Genomic DNA, 17,321 nt, shown 5'->3' with positions numbered 1-17,321 from the left:
CCATGCAGCTTCGCCGATTCGCCCTCTATCGCCAGATCCTTGCCCGACCGCGCCTGTTTCTCTCGGCATTGACGGGCCTGCTGGTCGGATTGACGTTGCCCGACTCCCTTGCGCACCACACGGTGACGCGCCTGATCATTGCGTGGAACGCGGGCGCCTGCCTCTATCTCGTGCTTGCGCTCAAACTGATCTTTTCGTCCGACCACGTGAAGATGAACCAGCGCGCCCGGACCCAGGACGAAGGTCGTCTGGTGATTCTCACCCTGGTGGTGATCGCCGCCGTCGTGAGCCTCACGTCGATCATCGCGGAGCTTGGCGTGGTCAAGGATCTGCATGGCACGATCAAGTACGCCCATATCGCGCTGGCCGCGCTGACCATCGTGTCCTCGTGGGGCTTCACGCAGGTGATGTTTGCATTCCACTACGCGCATGATTTCTACCTTGCGCGCGCCCAAGGCGGCACCGGAGGCCTGACCTTCCCGGAGTGCGAGACACCCGATTACGGCGACTTCCTCTACTTCGCCTGCGTGATCGGCACCTCCGGGCAAACCGCCGACGTCAGCTTCACTTCGCGGCCGATGCGCCGAACCGGGCTGCTGCACTGCGTGCTCGCCTACGTCTTCAACACGACGGTGCTCGCGCTGACGATCAATATCGCCTCGGGTTTGCTCTAGCACCGCGCGATCGGGCCCAATTCGCAGGCTTACAGCCTGGCCGTGAGCCCCGCCAAGGCAGCGGGCCTGCGACAATGCCGCCCGGCACGTTACGGAGCGGGCAAATCACCCTGGTTTTGCTCTAAGCTCCGCACTCTTTTCCGTATCCCGCATCAGGACGCCCTGCCTTGAGTTCGAGCTTTTCTTCTGCAAATCAGTCGATTGCAGACCACACCCCGATGATGCAGCAGTACCTCGCGCTGAAGGCGCAGCATCCGGGCACGCTGCTGTTCTATCGCATGGGCGATTTCTACGAGCTCTTCTTCGACGACGCGGAGAAAGCCGCCCGATTGCTCGACATCACGCTGACCGCGCGGGGCAAATCGGCCGGCAAACCGATCGCGATGGCCGGCGTGCCCTTCCATGCGCTCGAACCCTATCTCGCCAAGCTGGTAAAGATGGGCGAATCAGCCGTGATTGCCGAACAGGTCGGCGATCCGGCCACCAGCAAGGGCCCGGTCGAGCGTGCGGTAAGCCGCATCGTCACCCCCGGCACGCTGACCGACGCTGCACTGCTCGATGACAAGACCGACGCGCCACTGCTGGCGGCCACGCAGCACCGCGGCCGCCTCGGGCTCGCCTGGCTCAACCTCGCCAATGGCGACTTCCGCATCCTCGAATGCGAGCCTACGCAACTGGCTTCCCAGTTGGAACGGCTGCGCCCGGCCGAGGCGCTGGTGCCGGACGGCCTCACGCTCGAAGGGCTGGAACAACGCGTACCCGCTGTGCGCCGCCTCGCCGACTGGCAGTTCGACGCTGAAACCGCGCGCCGCGTGCTGCCGGAACACTTCGGCACGCGCGACCTTTCCGGATTCGGTGCCGATGAATTCGAAGTCGCCCTCGCGGCCGCAGCGGCGCTGTTCGACTATGCGCGGGCAACGCAGCGACAAAGCCTCACGCACGTCTCCGGACTGCACGTCGAGCGCGAAGCCGAATTCCTGCGCATGGACGCAGCGACCCGCCGCAACCTCGAACTGACCGAGACCCTGCGCGGCGAGCCGGCGCCCACGCTGTTCTCGCTGGTCGATCTGTGCGAGACCTCGATGGGTTCGCGCTGGCTGCGGCATGCCTTGCATCACCCGCTCTCCGATCGCCAGGCGTGTGCGCAACGACACGCCGCGGTGGAAGCCCTCATCGAAGACCAGGGTCTTTCCGCCGAGGGGCTTGCGCGGGTGCTACGCGGTATCGCCGACGTCGAACGCATCACCTCACGCATCGCGCTACGCAGCGCGCGCCCGCGCGACCTTTCCGCACTGCGCGACACGCTCGCCCGCATGCCGGAGTTGCAAGCCAGCGTGCCGACCGGCGCCGCGCCGCTGCTCGCCCAGTTGCACGGCGACCTCGCCGCGCCCCTTGCACCCACAAGCTTGCTGGCCCGCGCGATCGCACCGGAACCGGCGACCAACATTCGCGACGGCGGGGTGATCGCAGAGGGTTTCGATGCGGAGCTCGACGAGCTGCGTGGCATCCAATCCAACTGCGGCGCGTTCCTGATGGAGCTTGAAGCGCGCGAGCGCGAACGCACCGGCATCGCCAGCCTGAAGGTGGAGTTCAACAAGGTGCATGGCTTCTACATCGAAGTCAGCCACGCCAACACCACCAAGGTGCCGGACGACTACCGCCGGCGCCAGACGCTAAAGAACGCCGAGCGCTACATCACGCCGGAGCTCAAGGCCTTCGAGGACAAGGCGCTGTCCGCGCAAGAGCGCGCGCTGGCCCGCGAAAAGGGCTTGTGGGAAGCGTTGCTCGACACCCTGGCGCAGGACATCCTTGCCTTCCAGCGCATCGCCCGCGCGGTGGCGCTGCTCGATGGCCTCACCAGCTTCGCACGCGCGGCACTGCGCTACGACTACTGCAAGCCGGTGTTCCGCAGCGAAGCCGGGCTCGCCATCGAGGCGGGTCGTCACCCGGTTGTGGAGCGTCAGGTCGACAGCTTCATTGCCAATGATTGCGACTTCTCCGCCACGCGCCGCATGCTGCTGGTGACCGGCCCGAACATGGGTGGTAAATCGACCTACATGCGGCAGATTGCGCTGATCGTGCTGCTCGCGCACTGCGGCGCCTTCGTGCCTGCAAAGCGCGCAGAGCTGGGGCCGATCGACGGCATCTTCACGCGCATCGGTGCATCCGACGATCTGGCCTCGGGCCGCTCGACCTTCATGGTCGAGATGACCGAAGCCGCTGCGATCCTGAACAGCGCGACGGAGCGGTCGCTGGTACTGATGGACGAAATTGGTCGGGGGACGTCGACCTTCGACGGCATGGCGCTCGCCTTTGCGATCGCGCGCCACCTGCTGGAAAAGAACCGCTCGCTGGCGCTGTTCTCGACGCACTACTTCGAGCTGACACGCTTGTCGGTCGAGCACCCGGAATGTGCGAATGTGCATCTCGGTGCGGTCGAGCATGGCCATCGCATCGTCTTCCTGCACGCGGTGGAAGAAGGCCCCGCGAGCCAGAGCTATGGTATCGAGGTCGCCGCGCTGGCAGGCATTCCGGCGCCTGTGGTGCGCGAAGCGCGCCGGCGCCTGCGCGCACTGGAAAACCGCGAGGCCTCAGGTGGCCCCCAGGCGGATCTATTCTCGGCGCTGCCGCCAGACGTCGAAGAAGCGCCGCCGCATCCGGTTCTGGAAAAGCTTGCCGGGGTGGACCCGGATGCGCTGTCGCCCCGCGAGGCACTCGAGCATCTCTACGCGCTGAAGGCGCTGACACGATGACCCCGTGGCTCAAGCGCTGCTTCACGCTACTCGTCGCGTCCGCCACGGCGCTGCTCGCAGTGCCGTCTGCGCATGCCGAGCGTTTCAGTTTTGCCGCCTTTGGCGACCTGCCCTACACCGATATCGAGCGCGCCGAACTGCCGCAGCTGATCACCGCGATGCGCGATTCGGAAGTCGCCTTCGCGGTACACGTCGGGGACATGAAGCACGGCAGCACCCCCTGTGACGACGTGACGCTGCAAGACTTCCGCGACTTGCTGGCGGCAGCCCCGTTCCCAAGCGTGTTCGTGCCCGGCAACAACGAGTGGGTGGACTGTGAGCGCCGCAGCGCGGGCGCCTTCGATCCGCTCGAGCGTCTCGACAAACTGCGTAGCCTGTACTTCGCCAAACCCGAATCGCTCGGCGCGACGCCCTTCAGCGTGATCCGCCAGAGCGACGCCGATTTCACCCACGGCGCCTATCAGGAGCACCTGCGCTGGCAGCGCGGGCCAGTGCTCTTCCTGACGCTGAACGTGCCAGGGAGCGACAACCACTACGGCAGTCAGCGCGAGCCCGGCGCCGAATACCGCCAACGCATGAGCGCGGTGCGCGACTGGCTCGACGCGGGATTTGCGGAAGCGCAACGCAAATCGCTTCCGGCCGTCGTCATCTTCATGCACGCCAACCCCGATTTCGAAGCCTTCGCGGCCGGAAACCCGCCCCGCCCCTATGCCGAGCTGCTGTATGCGCTGCGCTCTGCGGTGCTGGGTTATAGCGGCGATGTGCTGCTGATCCATGGCGATACGCATGTGATGCGCGTGGACCGCCCGCTGCGCGACACGAACGGGGAGACGATCGAACGCTTCCGCCGTGCCGAAGTGTTCGGCTCGCCGATCCCCGGCTGGCTTGAGATCACCGTGGATACCGAAGCCGAACGCCTGGTGCGGATTCGCCCACGGCCGCTGCGCGACGAGGATTGAGCGTATGGCCCATTCGATTGACGTTTCCGAAGAAGCGGGCGTCCGCTACCTGCATTTCGGCTCGGATTGGGTACAGGGCGCGATGAAGGTGCGCCGCCCCTACGCGCTGGAACTCGAATACACCCGGCACATGGCCGCCGGGCTCCTGCTGCGGCCGGCCCCCTGGCCGCGCAAGGTATTGCTGATCGGCCTCGGCGCCGCATCGCTCACCAAATTCTTCTACCGCAACGTGCCGCAGGCCCGCATCACGGTGGCGGAGATCGATGCACGCGTGGTGGCCGTGGCACGCGCGCACTTCAAGCTGCCCGACGAAGACGCACGCCTGCGCATCATCGTCGCCGACGGCGCCGAAGTGGTGATGCGCAACACCGGCTACTGGGACATGATCCTGGTCGACGGCTATGACCACAACGCCCGTGCCGGCGTGCTGGATACCGCGCCGTTCTACACCGCAGCACGCGCTGCACTGGCCACAAACGGCCTGCTTGCAAGCAACCTGTTCGGCAAGCGGAAAACCTTCCGCGACAGCCTTGCCCGCATCGGCGAGGCGTTCGACGGCCGCACGCTCGCGCTGCCCCAATGCGAAACCGGCAATGTGGTCGCCCTCGCCAACGCAGGGGAGCCGTTTGCGTTGCCCTTCGCTGAGATCCAGGCCCGCGCAGCAGCACTCAAACTCGAAACAGGGCTCGATCTGCGCGACACCTTCAAACGCCTTGCGACAGAGCTGGCCACGCCGGATGACGTCCTCCGCTTCTGAATCGGTCACAGTCAATGTGGTGGTGGTCGGCGCCGGTGTCGTCGGGCTTGCTTGCGCACGCGCCCTTGCGATGCGCGGCCTGCAGGTCGCCGTGTTCGAACGCGAGGCGCATTTCGGCCAAGGCATTTCGAGCCGCTCGAGTGAGGTGATCCACGCCGGGCTCTACTACCCCACAGGGTCGCTCAAGGCCGAACTCTGTGTCGCCGGATCGCGCGCGCTGTACGACTACTGCGCGAAGCGGCAGGTGCCACATCAACGCGTCGGCAAACTGGTCGTCGCCACGGAGTCCGCCGACCTGCCCGCGCTCGAACGTATCGCCAGCCAGGCACGCGCGAACGGCGTTGAGCAGGCGCGACTCATTACCGGCGACGCCGCTCGCAACATGGCACCGGAACTGCGTTGCTGTGCGGCGCTGTGGTCGCCGGATACCGGCATCGTCGACAGCCATGCGCTGATGCAGGCACTGGCGGACGACGCCGAACAGGCCGGCGCCATGCTGATGTACGGCGCCCCCGTCATCGGCGGCGAATGCGCGGCCGCGGGCCAGGTGCTGCAGATCGGCGGCGCGGTACCGTATCGGGTCGAGGCACGCTGGCTCGTCAACGCCGCCGGCTTCGGAGCCCAAATACTTGCCGGTGCCCTGCAGGGTTTCCCCGCCGAGGCGGTGCCGCCGCTCTACTTCGCCAAGGGGCACTACTTCGCGCTGTCGGGCCGCAACCCATTCAAGCATCTGATCTACCCGGTGCCGGAACCGGGCGGCCTCGGCACGCACCTGACGCTGGACCTGGCCGGCAACGCCCGCTTCGGGCCGGACGTCGAATGGGTCGGTGCCCCCGACTACAGCGTGCCCACCAATCGCGCCCAGGCCTTTGCCGACTCTATCCGCCGCTACTGGCCGGACGTGGCGGTCGAGCGGCTGCAGCCCGCCTACGCCGGTGTCCGGCCAAAGCTCGGCGGGCCGGACGCCCCGGCACACGACTTCCGTATCGATGGGCCGGCGGAGCACGGCGTCGCAGGTGTCGTGCAACTGTTCGGCATCGAATCGCCGGGGCTGACCGCCTCACTGGCGATTGCGGCGCGGGTATCAAGTCTCGTCGGCGGCTGAGCCAAACATCGCAGCAAGAAACCGTGCGGGCCATCGGCACGCTGCTGATCTATGCTGGATTCACCAGTCGCGCTAGCTGAGCGTAGTGCCGCTGCGCCCAGCAGCACCGGAGCGCACCGGCAGGTGCGACTGTCCTCGCAGGGAGGACAACCCGATGGATTCGTCAGACGCCAAAGCGGAACGCTCACCGTTCCAGACCCCCGCCCTGCTGGCTGCGCTCATCGCAGCTCTGGTCGCCGCCATCAGCCTGACGCCGACACCGGTGCCGGACAGCGGCCGCCCGCCCGCGCTGCCGCCCTCCGAGCAGGCGGGCAGTATCGAGGCGCGCATGTGGGAAGACCCGCTCGCAAGCCCGCTCAAAAGCAGTGCAAGCGCATCGGAATCAAGCACCGCAAACGACTGCGGCCAGATCGATAGCCAGTTTCACCGCAGTGTCGCGAAGGGCGAGCGGCACATGCGCCTCTTCATCATCGCCAACGCCGGCGGTGCCAGCGAAGACTCCGAGCGCCGCATCCGCGCCCGCGCGGCGGTGCTCTCCGCCCTGAACCGCTGGGGCTACGAGCCTGGCGATTCGGAGCATCTGATCGGCCCCTGCCGCTTCGCAGCGCTGGATAACCAGACCGGCTTCGAAACGCCGGTGCGGGCAACGATCGAACGCTTCCAGCTGCGCAAGGACAAGGAACTGGCGCAACGCGGGCGAGGCCGCGGTGACCTCGGCCCCACCTATGCCGGGCGCGCCGACCAGGTCAGCGTGTTCTGGATTGCGGACGCACCCTTGCGCCTGGCCGACACGGTGCAGGAAGCGGCACGCCGCTATCGTCTACTGGGCACCGCGTTCGACAGCATGGTGGCCGGTGACGAAGAGGGTGGCGGCGCCCGCTATGTGACGCTGGGTCCGCTCGATCGCGATGTCACCGACCGGGTGGAGTCCGGCATGCGCTGCCGCCCGCCCGGCGCCAAGAACAGCAACGGCAGCGACGAGGACAAGAACCTGCCCGCCTGCCCTGCCGACGCCAGTGCCGCGCTGGCGCTGCGCCACTTCCGCAGCCAGGTCACGATCGACGCCGACACCTCGCCCGGCGACCCGAGCCGCCATGTGCTCGAAATCGGCCCCACCGACGACATGCTCGCCAACACGCTGGTGGCGGAACTTGAGCGGCGCGGCCTCAACCTGATGCGGCCAAGCGACCACACCGACGTGATCGACGCGCGACGCAGCTCCGAGGCGCATCGCTACGCCTGCCTGTTCGATCATCACGTGGCGCTGGTCAGCGAATGGGATACCCATCATGCGCGCGACTTCCGGCGCGCCTTCGGCGGCCACCTGGGTCAGGTCGCATCACAGTGGCGTGCCGAGCTGCGACGCTCCGATGCCGCCAACGTGCATGGATTCGCCTTCACGCGGGGGCTGGACGGCAAGGGCCTGCAGAGCCGTTCTGGCGACGGCAACGCGACGGCGCCGGGCGGCACGGCGACAAGCGGCAACAAGCCGCCAGACGCTGCCTATGAACGGTCAACGCTGCAAAGCCAGCGCGACTATGTGCGTCGCCTGGTCGAGCAGATCGCTGAGCGCGACACCAACCTGAAGGCGGTGTGCGGGCGCGGTTCGGTGGGGATTCGCGCGATCGGCATCCTGGCCTCGGACTTCTACGACAAGCGGATGCTGCTGCAAGCGCTGCGCGCACGCTTCCCGCAGGTGCAATTCTTCACCACCGGGCTCGACTCGCGCATGCTCGACCACGAGAGCATCAGCGCGATGCGGAATGTGCTGGTCGTGTCGCGCTTCGATCTGAAGCTCGCCCCACCGGTGCAACGTTTCGTGATCCCTTTCCGCGATGGCGAGCAGACGGCGCTGTTCCTCACCACCTCTGTCGCGCTACTCGGCAACAGCGCAGATCGCGACGCGGTGGCCGGCTGGGTCGGGCGCTGGAACGCGCTGACGCCGCGGCTGCACGAAATCGGCCTGACCCGCGCCCACCCGCTCAACGAATACGCGCGGCGCGAATCCTGCCCGCAACTGGACGTCACCGAAGCACCCGAGAACCTGTTGCGTTGCCAGGACATCCACCCGCCGCGCGACCATCTGAGCGGCGGCACCCTGATCACGATCACCGTGGCGCTGGGCCTCTTCATCGTTACGCTCTACCTGCTCGGCGCCACGGTCTGGTCACCCAACCGCGACGGCACCTTGCTCGGCCTGTGCATGGCGATCATCGTGCTGGTGGTGGTGCCGGTGGTCTGCTACGGCTGGTTGCGCGACACCGCGGAAGCCTGGGCGGAAGAGCCGTTTGCTTGGCTGGACGGGATCAGCATCTGGCCCAGCCTGTGGCTGCGCTGGTGCGCGCTCGTGCTGTCGGGTTGGCTGCTATGGCTGGCGCGCAAACGCATCGGGCGCACGCTGGATGGCGTGGCGCAGCGCTTCGGCCTTTCGGGCGTACGGCCGCCCTCCAGCCGCCGGGCCTGGCGCTGGCGCCGCTTGCTGCGCGACACCAGCCTGACGCTGCAGCGCCGCCTGCGTTCTGCCTGCATCGGCCCACACCCAACGCACGGGCTTGTGGACGCCCATCACGCCTGGCTGATGTTCCGCCACGCAATGTCGCCTGGGCCGCAACTGCTGATCGGAACGCTGTGGGCCTGCCTGATGATGGGCGTCTTCGCGCTGATCGGTTTGAACTATCCGGTGCTGCCGCCGGTGCGCGGCAAGATCGCGATTGCCCTCTTCATCGCGGTGGCCGCGGCCGGCACCTTCCTGCTGCTGGTACTGATCTTCCTGTCTCTGAGCGTGGCTTTGCGCTTGATGGTGCTGGCGCGCCAACTCAGCGCGAATCGTTCCGACTGGCCGCAAGAGGCGGTGGATGCAGCGATGGACGCCCTGCAGGAGCAGTACGTCGATCCGGCGGTCATCTCCGGTGCCGCGCAGGATGCGGGCAACACGATCGCGGAGCGGCCAGGCCAACCTGGCAAGCGGCGCATCGTGAAAGCGGCGGATCCGACCCGCCTCGACCGGCTGTTCGACCACTACATCGACATCCTGCTGATCGAACAGATCTCACGCCACAACGAGTGGCTGCTCTACTTCCCGGGCATCGTGCTGTCCTTGGTGCTGGCAAGCCGCTGGGATTACTTCGAGGCCTGGACGGTCGACCCGATGGCACTGGTGCTGTTCGGTGTTTTTGGCGTGTGTGCCCTGCTGACGGTGTGGATCGGCCAATCGGCGGCCAAGAAAGCGCGGCGTACCGCGCTACGAGGCCTTGACGGCCTCGCCGCCAGCCTGCGCAACGACGAACAGTGCCTCACGCAGCTGCTGCGTCATGTGCAGCGTTACATCGGGGAGGTCGATTCAGGAATATTCCGCGCCAGCCACTGGAACATGGTGCGCGCCACGCTCCTGCCGCTGGCCAGTGCGGGCGGCTTGCGCGCGGTCGAAGTGCTGCTCGGGGCGCTGCAGTAGCGCCCCGTGGCCCGTATCGCTAGGCCTGGGCTTGCGGCTCCGGCGGCAGCCACAGGCACTTGCCCTTGTTGGCCTTGGCGATCGCAGCAAGCACCTCGTCGTGCGCCGCCAGTTCCTCCGGCGAGGCGCGTACGACGCGCAGCGGATGGCGCTCCAGCGGCGCGCCTGAATCGTCGCTACCGGCGGCCGGCGCGGGCTCGCTGTCCAGGTCCATGATCAGGCTGTCCTGCCCGCGCGTCATCGCGAGGTAGACCTCGGCCAGCAGCTCTGAGTCGAGCAGCGCGCCGTGCAGCTCACGGTGGCCGTTGTCGATCTCGTAGCGCTGGCACAGCGCGTCGAGCGACGCCTTCTTGCCCGGGTTCTGCTCCTTCGCCATCTTCAGCGTGTCGATCACGCCGGCGCACAACACGTCGAGCTTGGGCCGGCCGAGGCGGTCGAGCTCCATGTTCAGGAAGCCCACGTCGAACTGCGCGTTATGGATGATCAGCTCGCCGTCGGCGACGAAGGCCTCGAAGTCCTCCACCACATCCTTGAACTTCGGCTTGTCGGCGAGAAATTCATCGGTGATGCCGTGCACCGCCATCGCCCCCGGGTCCACTGGGCGCTCGGGGTTGATGTAGACATGGAAATGCCGCCCGGTGAGCTTGCGCGCCACCATCTCCACACAACCGATTTCGATCACGCGATCGCCGGTGCGCCAATCAAGGCCGGTGGTTTCCGTATCGAGGATGATCTGCCGCATCATTTGCTCCTCACCTGCTCGACGCCACGCCGCGCAAGTTCATCCGCCCGCTCGTTCTCCGGGTGCCCGGCGTGGCCCTTGACCCACAGCCACTGGATCTGGTGCAGCGCAGCCAGCTGATCGAGCTCGCGCCACAGATCGTCGTTCTTCACCGGCTTATTGTCGGCGGTCTTCCAGCCGCGGCGCTTCCAGCCGTGGATCCACTCCGAGATGCCTTTCTGCACGTACTGCGAATCGGTGTGCACACGCACCTGCACCGGCCGCGTCAGCGCCTGCAGCGCGCGAATCACCGCGGTCATCTCCATACGGTTGTTGGTGGTCGACGGCTCGCCACCGAACAACTCCTTCTCGTGTCCACCCGCGCGCAGGATCGCGCCCCAGCCGCCGGGTCCCGGGTTACCGGAGCAGGCCCCGTCGGTATAGATATCTACAATTGAATCGGTCATTCAGGGATGTTTCTTTCTATCGACACCGGGTCACGCTGGGCAACCGGTGCAAAGGCTTTCGCGCGGGCGCGGCGATCGCGCCACGCAGGGGCAACCAGGCGCATGCCGCGCACGCGTTTGGTTGCCTGAATCACATAGGTGCCGCCTGCAAACGGCCACCAGCGGGGGCCGGCATTGTCCATGAAATGCCACTGTTCAATCCAGCGCGGCGGCGTCACCGGCGGAATATAGGCGCCGAACACCGCGGGCTGGCTCTCGAAACTCAGCAGCGCGAGCCAGTCCTTCATGCGGCGTACGCTGAGGAACTGCCCCTGCCACGGGAACTCACCGGTACTGGCCGCAAGCAGACGGCGCACGCCCCACAGGCTGACCGGGTTGAAGGCCGAAATCAGCAACTGCCCTTCCGGCACCAGCACCCGCTCCACCTCGCGCAACACCTGGTGCGGATGCTCGGAAAACTCCAGCACATGGGGCAGCACGACGAGATCAACGCTCTGCGACGCAATCGGCAACTCATGGGTATCGCTGATCAGCGCCACATCACCCGAGCGGGCACAGCGGAACTTGAACCCGATACGGTTGTTGCGCAGGTAGTCGCGCTCGGGCAGGCCGATCTGGATCGCGTGAAAGCCGAACACGTCGGCCACACGGGCATCGACCTGCGCCAACTCCCAGTCGATCAGGTAGCGGCCCAGTGGCGTTTCAAGCCACGCGGCACATCCGGGAATTGACATCGTGAGCAGTGCGCCGAAAATTGCCGGGATGCAGATTGTTCCGCTTTCCGCCTTCTCGGACAACTACATCTGGACCATCGTCGCCGATGGCCACTGTGTAGTGGTCGATCCGGGTGACGCCGCGCCGGTCGAGCGATTTCTCGCCGAGCGCCATCTCACGCTTGACGCGATCCTCGTCACGCACCACCACGGCGATCACACCGGCGGCATTGCGGCGCTTTCCGCGCACCATCACCCCAAAGTCTTCGGGCCGGCGACCGAGGCCATCGCGGGCCTCACCGACGCGCTGACGGATGGCGCAACGCTGAGCCTGCTGAACGGCGCCTTGAGCCTATCCGTCATGGCGGTACCGGGCCACACCGCTGGCCACATCGCCTACCTCAGCCCTGGCGCGCTGTTCTGCGGCGACACCTTGTTCTCGGCAGGTTGCGGGCGGCTGTTCGAGGGCACGCCGGCGCAGATGCACGCCTCGCTCGGGCGGTTTGCGGCCCTCCCCGCCGACACAAGGGTGTACTGCGCGCACGAGTACACGCAGTCAAACCTGCGTTTTGCGCTGGCGGTGGAGCCGGGCAACCCGGATATCGTTGCCTACAGCGGGCAATGTGATGCGCTGCGGGCGCAGGCGCGCCCGACGATCCCGACCACGATCGGGGTCGAGCGGCGGATCAACCCGTTCCTGCGCTGCGATCAGGCAGACGTGCGGCGCATGGCCGAAGCCGTGAGTGGTGAAACGCTGGCAGACGCGGGGGCGGTCTTCGCCGCGCTGCGCCGCTGGAAGAACGAGTTCCGCTAAGGGCTTCAGGCCAGCAGCGATTGCGCGATGAGCGCGCGATTGCGGCCCAGGCGCTTGGCTTCGTAGAGCGCCGCATCGGCCGACGCCATCAGGGCGCCCGGGGTCGGGGCCTCGCGCGGCGGCACCGCGGCGGCAACGCCAAGGCTGATCGTCACGTTCGGCAGGTCAGCGGTCGGCGCGTGCGGCAGCGCAAGTTCATACACCGCGCGGCGCATGGCTTCGGCGACCTGCAACGCGCCCTCGGCATCGGTATCTGGCAGGATCGCTGCGAATTCCTCGCCGCCGTAGCGTGCCACAAGGTCGGCGGGGCGCTTGGCCTGCTCTGCCAGGCACGCGGCAACCTGGCGCAAGCATTCATCCCCGCCCTGGTGCCCGAAGTGGTCGTTGTAGCGCTTGAAGTGATCGACGTCGCACACCACCAATGCGATCGATGAACTGCGGCGCTGAGCACGGCGCCATTCGCGCACCAGCGTGCTGTCGTACTGGCGGCGGTTGGCAATGCCCGTCAGGCCATCAATTGACGAAAGGCGCTGCAGTTCGCGGTTGGCGTCGTCGAGGCGACGCGTGAGGACCACCAGCGAGTAGCGCATCTGCGACAACCGCTGCATGGCGCGCACCTTGGCGGCCAGCACGATCGAACTGATCGGTTTGAACAGATAGTCGTCGCCGCCCACCTCGATGCCGCGCTGCAAATCGTCGTCGCCAGTTCGCGCGGAAAGGAAGATGATCGGGGTCCACTCGCCGTGCTGTTCCAACTGGCGAATGCGCTTGGCGACCTCAAAACCATCAATGCCGGGCAGGATCACATCGAGCAGCACGAGATCGGGACGATGGGCCTTGAACAGCTCGATCCCCTCCTCACCCTCGCGCGCGACCAGCGGCTCGATGCCGATCGCCCGCAACTGATGCGCGATCAATGTCGCGCTGGTGAGCGAATCCTCGATCAGCAGCGCTTTCATGCCCCCTTCGCGACGGAAAACCGGCGACCCGTCCATCAGCCCCGTCATCGTGCCGCCCCGCCAAACACTCGGCCGCAAGGCCGATTCAGTAACGCAACCCTATGAAACAAAAGCATTTTGACCCCATCGCCGCTAGCCCGATACAATCACGCCTTTGCACGTCGCCGGACCTTTCCCATGCAGTCTATCGCGCGCCGGTTCGCTGCGCTGCTTTGTTGCGCAGTCGCACTGGCCATTACACCCGCCGGGAATGCGGCCGCCGATGACAGCGACCCGCCTCCACCGCCCGCACAAACGGGCGGCACCGCACCGATCGCGGCGACAGCGGGTACCGGCCTGACCGCAGTATCCAGCATCGATCTGTCGAAGCTTGGCACGCCTTCGGTGGCGACGGTGGACCTCACCACCGAATCGTCCGACCTCTGGACCCGCATGCGCCAAGGCTTCGCGATGCGCGACCTGTCGATGGATTTGGTGACCGATCGCCAGATCTGGTACCTCGCCCGCCCCGGCGCGCTGCGCAACACCCTTGAGCGTGGCCGCAAGTACCTCTACTTCATCGTTGAAGAACTCGAAAAGCGCGGCATGCCGACCGAACTGGCATTGCTGCCAATGGTGGAGAGCGCGTACAACCCGATGGCCTACTCGCCGGCCCGCGCATCGGGCCTGTGGCAGTTCATCCCGTCGACCGGCAAGGACTTCTCGCTCGACCAGAACTGGTGGGTGGATGAGCGGCGCGACATCGTCGCATCGACCAACGCCGCGCTCACCTACCTGCAGGCGCTCTACGAGATGCACGGCGACTGGCATCTGGCGCTGGCATCCTATAACTGGGGCGAGAACGCGGTCGCACGCGCCGTGGCGAAGAACAAGGCTGCCGGCCTGCCAACCGAATTTGCCTACCTGTCGATGCCGCAGGAAACGCGCTACTACGTGCCGAAGCTGCAGGCGTTGAAGAACATCATCGCCAACCCGCAGCTCTTCGGTATCACGCTGCCGCCGATCCCCAACGAACCCTACTTCGTCTCGATCGGCACCCGCGGCGGCATGGATTTGCACACTGCCGCGCAGTTGGCAGAAATGCCGATGAAGGACTTCCTTGAGCTGAATCCGTCCTTCAATCGTCCGGTGATTCCGGGGGAATCCGACCACCACGTGATCGTGCCAAAGGACAAGGCGGGAACCTTCGTCACCAACCTCGAAAATCACGACCGTCCGCTGCTGAGCTGGAAGACTTACACCGTCGAACGTGGCGAACGTGTCGAGCAGATCGCGGCCCGCTTCGGCATCAGCCCAACCAAGCTCCGCGAAGTCAATGGCCTCGCGCCGCGCATGCGCCCAGGCCCAGGCTACACCTTGCTGGTGCCATCCGGCGACGCCGTGGCAATGGCCGAGAGCGCCCCGGTGCTCGCACCAAAGCTCAGCTTTGCATCCCAGGCTCCCGCCCCGGCGCCTCGACTCGGCAAACAGCCGCGTGGAGGCAGCACGGCGCGCCACAGCAGCAAGGCGAGCCACGCCTCGAAATCGGGCGGCGCAAAAGCGGGCGCCCACCACAACAAGCATCGCAAGTAGCGCGCGCTCCGCGCGCTGTCCGGGCCATCTGGGCGCATATCACCACAGGGTAGTGCAGCACGAAGCTCGCAGGTATGATCCGCGACACACGCTGACTGCCCTGACTGTTACTGCAGAATGCTCCGCCGCCTGATCCTCGCCAGCTTCGCCCTGCTCCCGCTCGCCATGCCTTGCGCGCATGCCGACGGCGTTAAGGTCGATGAAGCCTCGCGCCTGCGTGCGCTGGTGCCCGCCGAGCAACTGGAGCAGTCCGCAGGGCAGCAATACCATCAAATGCTGCGCGCAGCGGCTGACAAGCGCGCGCTCGCGCCTGCCAACCACCCGGCGCTGAAACGACTGCGCGGTATCGCCGAGCGGATCATCCCGTTCTCGGCGCGCTTCAACCCGCGTGCCAACGCGTGGCGCTGGGAAGTGAACCTGATCGCCTCACGCGAAGCCAACGCGTTTTGCATGCCCGGCGGCAAGATCGCTTTCTACACTGGCCTGATCGACGGCCTGAAGCTCAGCGACGACGAAATCGCAATCGTGATGGGCCACGAGATCGCCCACGCGTTGCGCGAACACGCACGTGAGCGCATTGCGAAGACGCAGCTCACCCAACTGGGCGTCGGCCTGCTCGGCCACTTCGTCGGCCAGGGCCGCTACGCGGACGCCTTCAACATTGGCGGCAATCTGCTCACGCTGAAGTTCTCGCGTGAAGACGAGAGCGATGCCGATGTGGTCGGACTCGACCTCGCCGCCCGGGCGGGCTATGACCCGCGTGCCGGCATATCGCTCTGGCAAAAGATGGCGAAGGCCGGTGGCGGAGGCGGATTTGCATGGCTCTCGACGCATCCGGCCGGTAAGGACAGAATCCGGGAGATCGAGCGCCACCTCCCGGAAGTCATGCCGCTCTACGAGCGGGCTCAGAATCCCCACACACAGAAACAGAAAGGCTGAAACGATGGCGAATGATGCCCCGATTTTCACCGCGGAGACATACAAGGTGCAGGATAGCTTCGGCTTCATGATCAACGCGTTGCGGGCGCGCATGATGGCGGTGATGGACCGCGAACTCGCGCCGCTGGGCATCACCAGCGCGCAATGGGCGGTGCTCGTGCAGGTTGCCGAAACGCCGGGGGTCACTGCCGCAGCGCTGTGCCGGCGCGTCCACTATGACACCGGATCGATGACCCGCATGCTCGATCGCCTGGAAGAAAAGGGCCTGATCCGCCGCGCGCGCAGCGACCACGACCGCCGCGCCGCCTACCTGCACTTGACCGAAACCGGGGCCGATGTAAACCAGAAACTCCCGGAATACGCCGCCCGCGTACTCAACGCGCACTTCGAAGGGTTCAGCGCCGATGAAGTGACGCAACTCCGCGACCTGATGGGCCGCATGCTGGCCAACGCAGAACGCCTGTCCGCCGGCACCTGAGCCAAAACCGCCGCAAATAAAAAGGGGCGCCCGTCGAACTGACGGGCGCCCCTTTTTCTGTCAGTGCGCTGTGCTTAGCGCTTGGCGAAGGCTTCGGCAGCGCCGTTGTAGACGCCAACGAACTCCTCAACGATCAGCGATGCGCCGCCGACGAGACCGCCATCGATGTCCGGCATCGCGAACAGGCCCAGCGCATTGCTGGCCTTGACGCTGCCGCCGTAAAGGATCGCCGTTTCAGCGGCAAAGGCATCGCCAGCCTTCTTGATGTAGTTGCGGATGAAGGCGTGCGTTTCCTGCGCCATTTCCGGCGTAGCGGTCTTGCCGGTGCCGATCGCCCAGACCGGTTCGTAGGCAATCACGATCGAGCCCGGAGCAGCGTTCGGCACTGCAGCCAGCATCGCGTCGAGTTGCTTCGCCAGCACGGCTTCGGTCTGGTTGCCAACGCGCTCGGCTTCAGTTTCGCCGACACACACCACCGGCACCAGGCCGCCGGCCAGCGCTGCAGCGGTCTTCTTGCCAACCCACTCGTCGGTCTCACCGAACAGGGCACGGCGCTCGGAGTGGCCGATCACGGCGTAGGTCACGCCAACATCCTTGAGCATCGACACCGACACTTCGCCGGTATAGGCGCCCTTGTCGTATTCCGACACATCCTGCGCACCCACCCCGATCACGGAACCGGCGGTTTCGGCGATCACCGACTCGAGGTAAGCGAACGGCGGGCACACGGCGATGGCCACACCAGCCTTGGCAGCGGGTACGCCTGCCTTGAGGCCATCCAGCAGCGCCTTGTTGGCGGCCTTGTTGCCGTTCATTTTCCAGTTGCCGATGACGTAGGTCTTGCGCATGGGAACTCCTTGTTTTCGGTTTTTGCCGGCGCGAAGCCGAAGGGGGAAATATTGAATTCTAGATTGACGCCAGTGTTCGGGACACCGGCCAGATCAAATCGGCGGCAGGTA

Annotated in this window: 15 protein-coding genes; 10 read left to right on the top strand and 5 right to left on the bottom strand. The window is 66.0% G+C overall.

Annotated elements, in window-relative coordinates; genetic code table 11:
* Positions 1 to 2: 2 nt before the first annotated feature.
* From HH302_RS03570 to HH302_RS03545, 6 genes are all read left to right on the top strand, one after another.
* Entirely contained in the window at positions 3 to 674 is a 672-nt protein-coding gene (locus tag HH302_RS03570) for a DUF1345 domain-containing protein (RefSeq protein ID WP_172198280.1), read from the top strand.
* Between the two features lie 218 nt (positions 675 to 892).
* The gene (gene mutS, locus HH302_RS03565; protein WP_172200692.1) at positions 893 to 3,427 is read left to right on the top strand and encodes a DNA mismatch repair protein MutS; all 2,535 of its coding nucleotides are present in this window, start codon (positions 893 to 895) and stop codon (positions 3,425 to 3,427) included.
* Complete coding sequence (locus tag HH302_RS03560; RefSeq protein ID WP_172198278.1) at positions 3,424 to 4,386, top strand: metallophosphoesterase; 963 nt, start codon at positions 3,424 to 3,426, stop codon at positions 4,384 to 4,386. Before mutS ends, HH302_RS03560 begins: the two co-directional genes overlap by 4 nt.
* 4 nt (positions 4,387 to 4,390) lie before the next feature.
* Positions 4,391 to 5,143 (top strand): fused MFS/spermidine synthase, encoded by a 753-nt coding sequence (locus HH302_RS03555; RefSeq protein ID WP_172198276.1) that lies wholly within the window; start codon positions 4,391 to 4,393, stop codon positions 5,141 to 5,143.
* Positions 5,124 to 6,248, top strand: coding sequence for an NAD(P)/FAD-dependent oxidoreductase (locus HH302_RS03550; protein WP_172198274.1), 1,125 nt, complete (start codon positions 5,124 to 5,126; stop codon positions 6,246 to 6,248). Before HH302_RS03555 ends, HH302_RS03550 begins: the two co-directional genes overlap by 20 nt.
* A 154-nt stretch (positions 6,249 to 6,402) precedes the next feature.
* Positions 6,403 to 9,699: a hypothetical protein gene (locus HH302_RS03545; protein ID WP_172198272.1), complete on the top strand. Its 3,297-nt coding sequence runs from the start codon at positions 6,403 to 6,405 to the stop codon at positions 9,697 to 9,699.
* Positions 9,700 to 9,718: 19 nt separating this feature from the next.
* Here the strand turns inward: HH302_RS03545 and dnaQ are convergent, their stop codons facing one another.
* From dnaQ to HH302_RS03530, 3 genes are read right to left on the bottom strand one after another with little or no spacing between them, the layout of a single operon-like run.
* On the bottom strand, positions 9,719 to 10,441 hold the full coding sequence (gene dnaQ / locus HH302_RS03540) for a DNA polymerase III subunit epsilon (RefSeq protein ID WP_172198269.1): 723 nt from the start codon (positions 10,439 to 10,441) through the stop codon (positions 9,719 to 9,721).
* On the bottom strand, positions 10,441 to 10,887 hold the full coding sequence (gene rnhA, locus HH302_RS03535; RefSeq protein ID WP_172198266.1) for a ribonuclease HI: 447 nt from the start codon (positions 10,885 to 10,887) through the stop codon (positions 10,441 to 10,443). Before rnhA ends, dnaQ begins: the two co-directional genes overlap by 1 nt.
* Complete coding sequence (locus HH302_RS03530) at positions 10,884 to 11,621, bottom strand: methyltransferase domain-containing protein (protein ID WP_172198264.1); 738 nt, start codon at positions 11,619 to 11,621, stop codon at positions 10,884 to 10,886. The genes rnhA and HH302_RS03530 overlap by 4 nt, the downstream gene beginning before the upstream one ends.
* Before the next feature lie 28 nt (positions 11,622 to 11,649).
* On the opposite strand from HH302_RS03530, the gene gloB reads away from it, so the two are divergent.
* Positions 11,650 to 12,414, top strand: coding sequence for a hydroxyacylglutathione hydrolase (gene gloB, locus HH302_RS03525; protein ID WP_172198261.1), 765 nt, complete (start codon positions 11,650 to 11,652; stop codon positions 12,412 to 12,414).
* A 5-nt stretch (positions 12,415 to 12,419) separates the two neighbouring features.
* On the opposite strand, the gene HH302_RS03520 is transcribed toward gloB, so the two are convergent.
* Positions 12,420 to 13,373: a diguanylate cyclase gene (locus HH302_RS03520; RefSeq protein ID WP_172198259.1), complete on the bottom strand. Its 954-nt coding sequence runs from the start codon at positions 13,371 to 13,373 to the stop codon at positions 12,420 to 12,422.
* A 177-nt stretch (positions 13,374 to 13,550) separates the two neighbouring features.
* Between HH302_RS03520 and HH302_RS03515 the strand changes: the two genes are divergently transcribed.
* The 3 genes from HH302_RS03515 to HH302_RS03505 all read left to right on the top strand — a co-directional run bounded on the left by HH302_RS03515 (position 13,551) and on the right by HH302_RS03505 (position 16,362).
* Positions 13,551 to 14,945, top strand: a complete 1,395-nt coding sequence (locus HH302_RS03515; protein WP_172198257.1) for a transglycosylase SLT domain-containing protein — start codon at positions 13,551 to 13,553, stop codon at positions 14,943 to 14,945.
* A gap of 117 nt (positions 14,946 to 15,062) precedes the next feature.
* Positions 15,063 to 15,884 (top strand): M48 family metallopeptidase, encoded by an 822-nt coding sequence (locus tag HH302_RS03510; protein ID WP_172198255.1) that lies wholly within the window; start codon positions 15,063 to 15,065, stop codon positions 15,882 to 15,884.
* 4 nt (positions 15,885 to 15,888) lie between these two features.
* Positions 15,889 to 16,362 (top strand): MarR family winged helix-turn-helix transcriptional regulator, encoded by a 474-nt coding sequence (locus HH302_RS03505; RefSeq protein ID WP_172198253.1) that lies wholly within the window; start codon positions 15,889 to 15,891, stop codon positions 16,360 to 16,362.
* Positions 16,363 to 16,436: 74 nt separating this feature from the next.
* Here HH302_RS03505 and tpiA read toward each other — a convergent pair whose 3' ends face one another.
* Positions 16,437 to 17,210, bottom strand: a complete 774-nt coding sequence (gene tpiA, locus HH302_RS03500; RefSeq protein ID WP_172198251.1) for a triose-phosphate isomerase — start codon at positions 17,208 to 17,210, stop codon at positions 16,437 to 16,439.
* Positions 17,211 to 17,321: the final 111 nt, after the last annotated feature.

Origin of the sequence: Niveibacterium sp. COAC-50, assembly GCF_013184235.1 — a bacterium.
GTDB lineage: Bacteria > Pseudomonadota > Gammaproteobacteria > Burkholderiales > Rhodocyclaceae > Niveibacterium > Niveibacterium microcysteis.
Note: the sequence above shows the minus strand (reverse complement) of the source record. Positions and strands in the feature narration are given on the sequence as shown.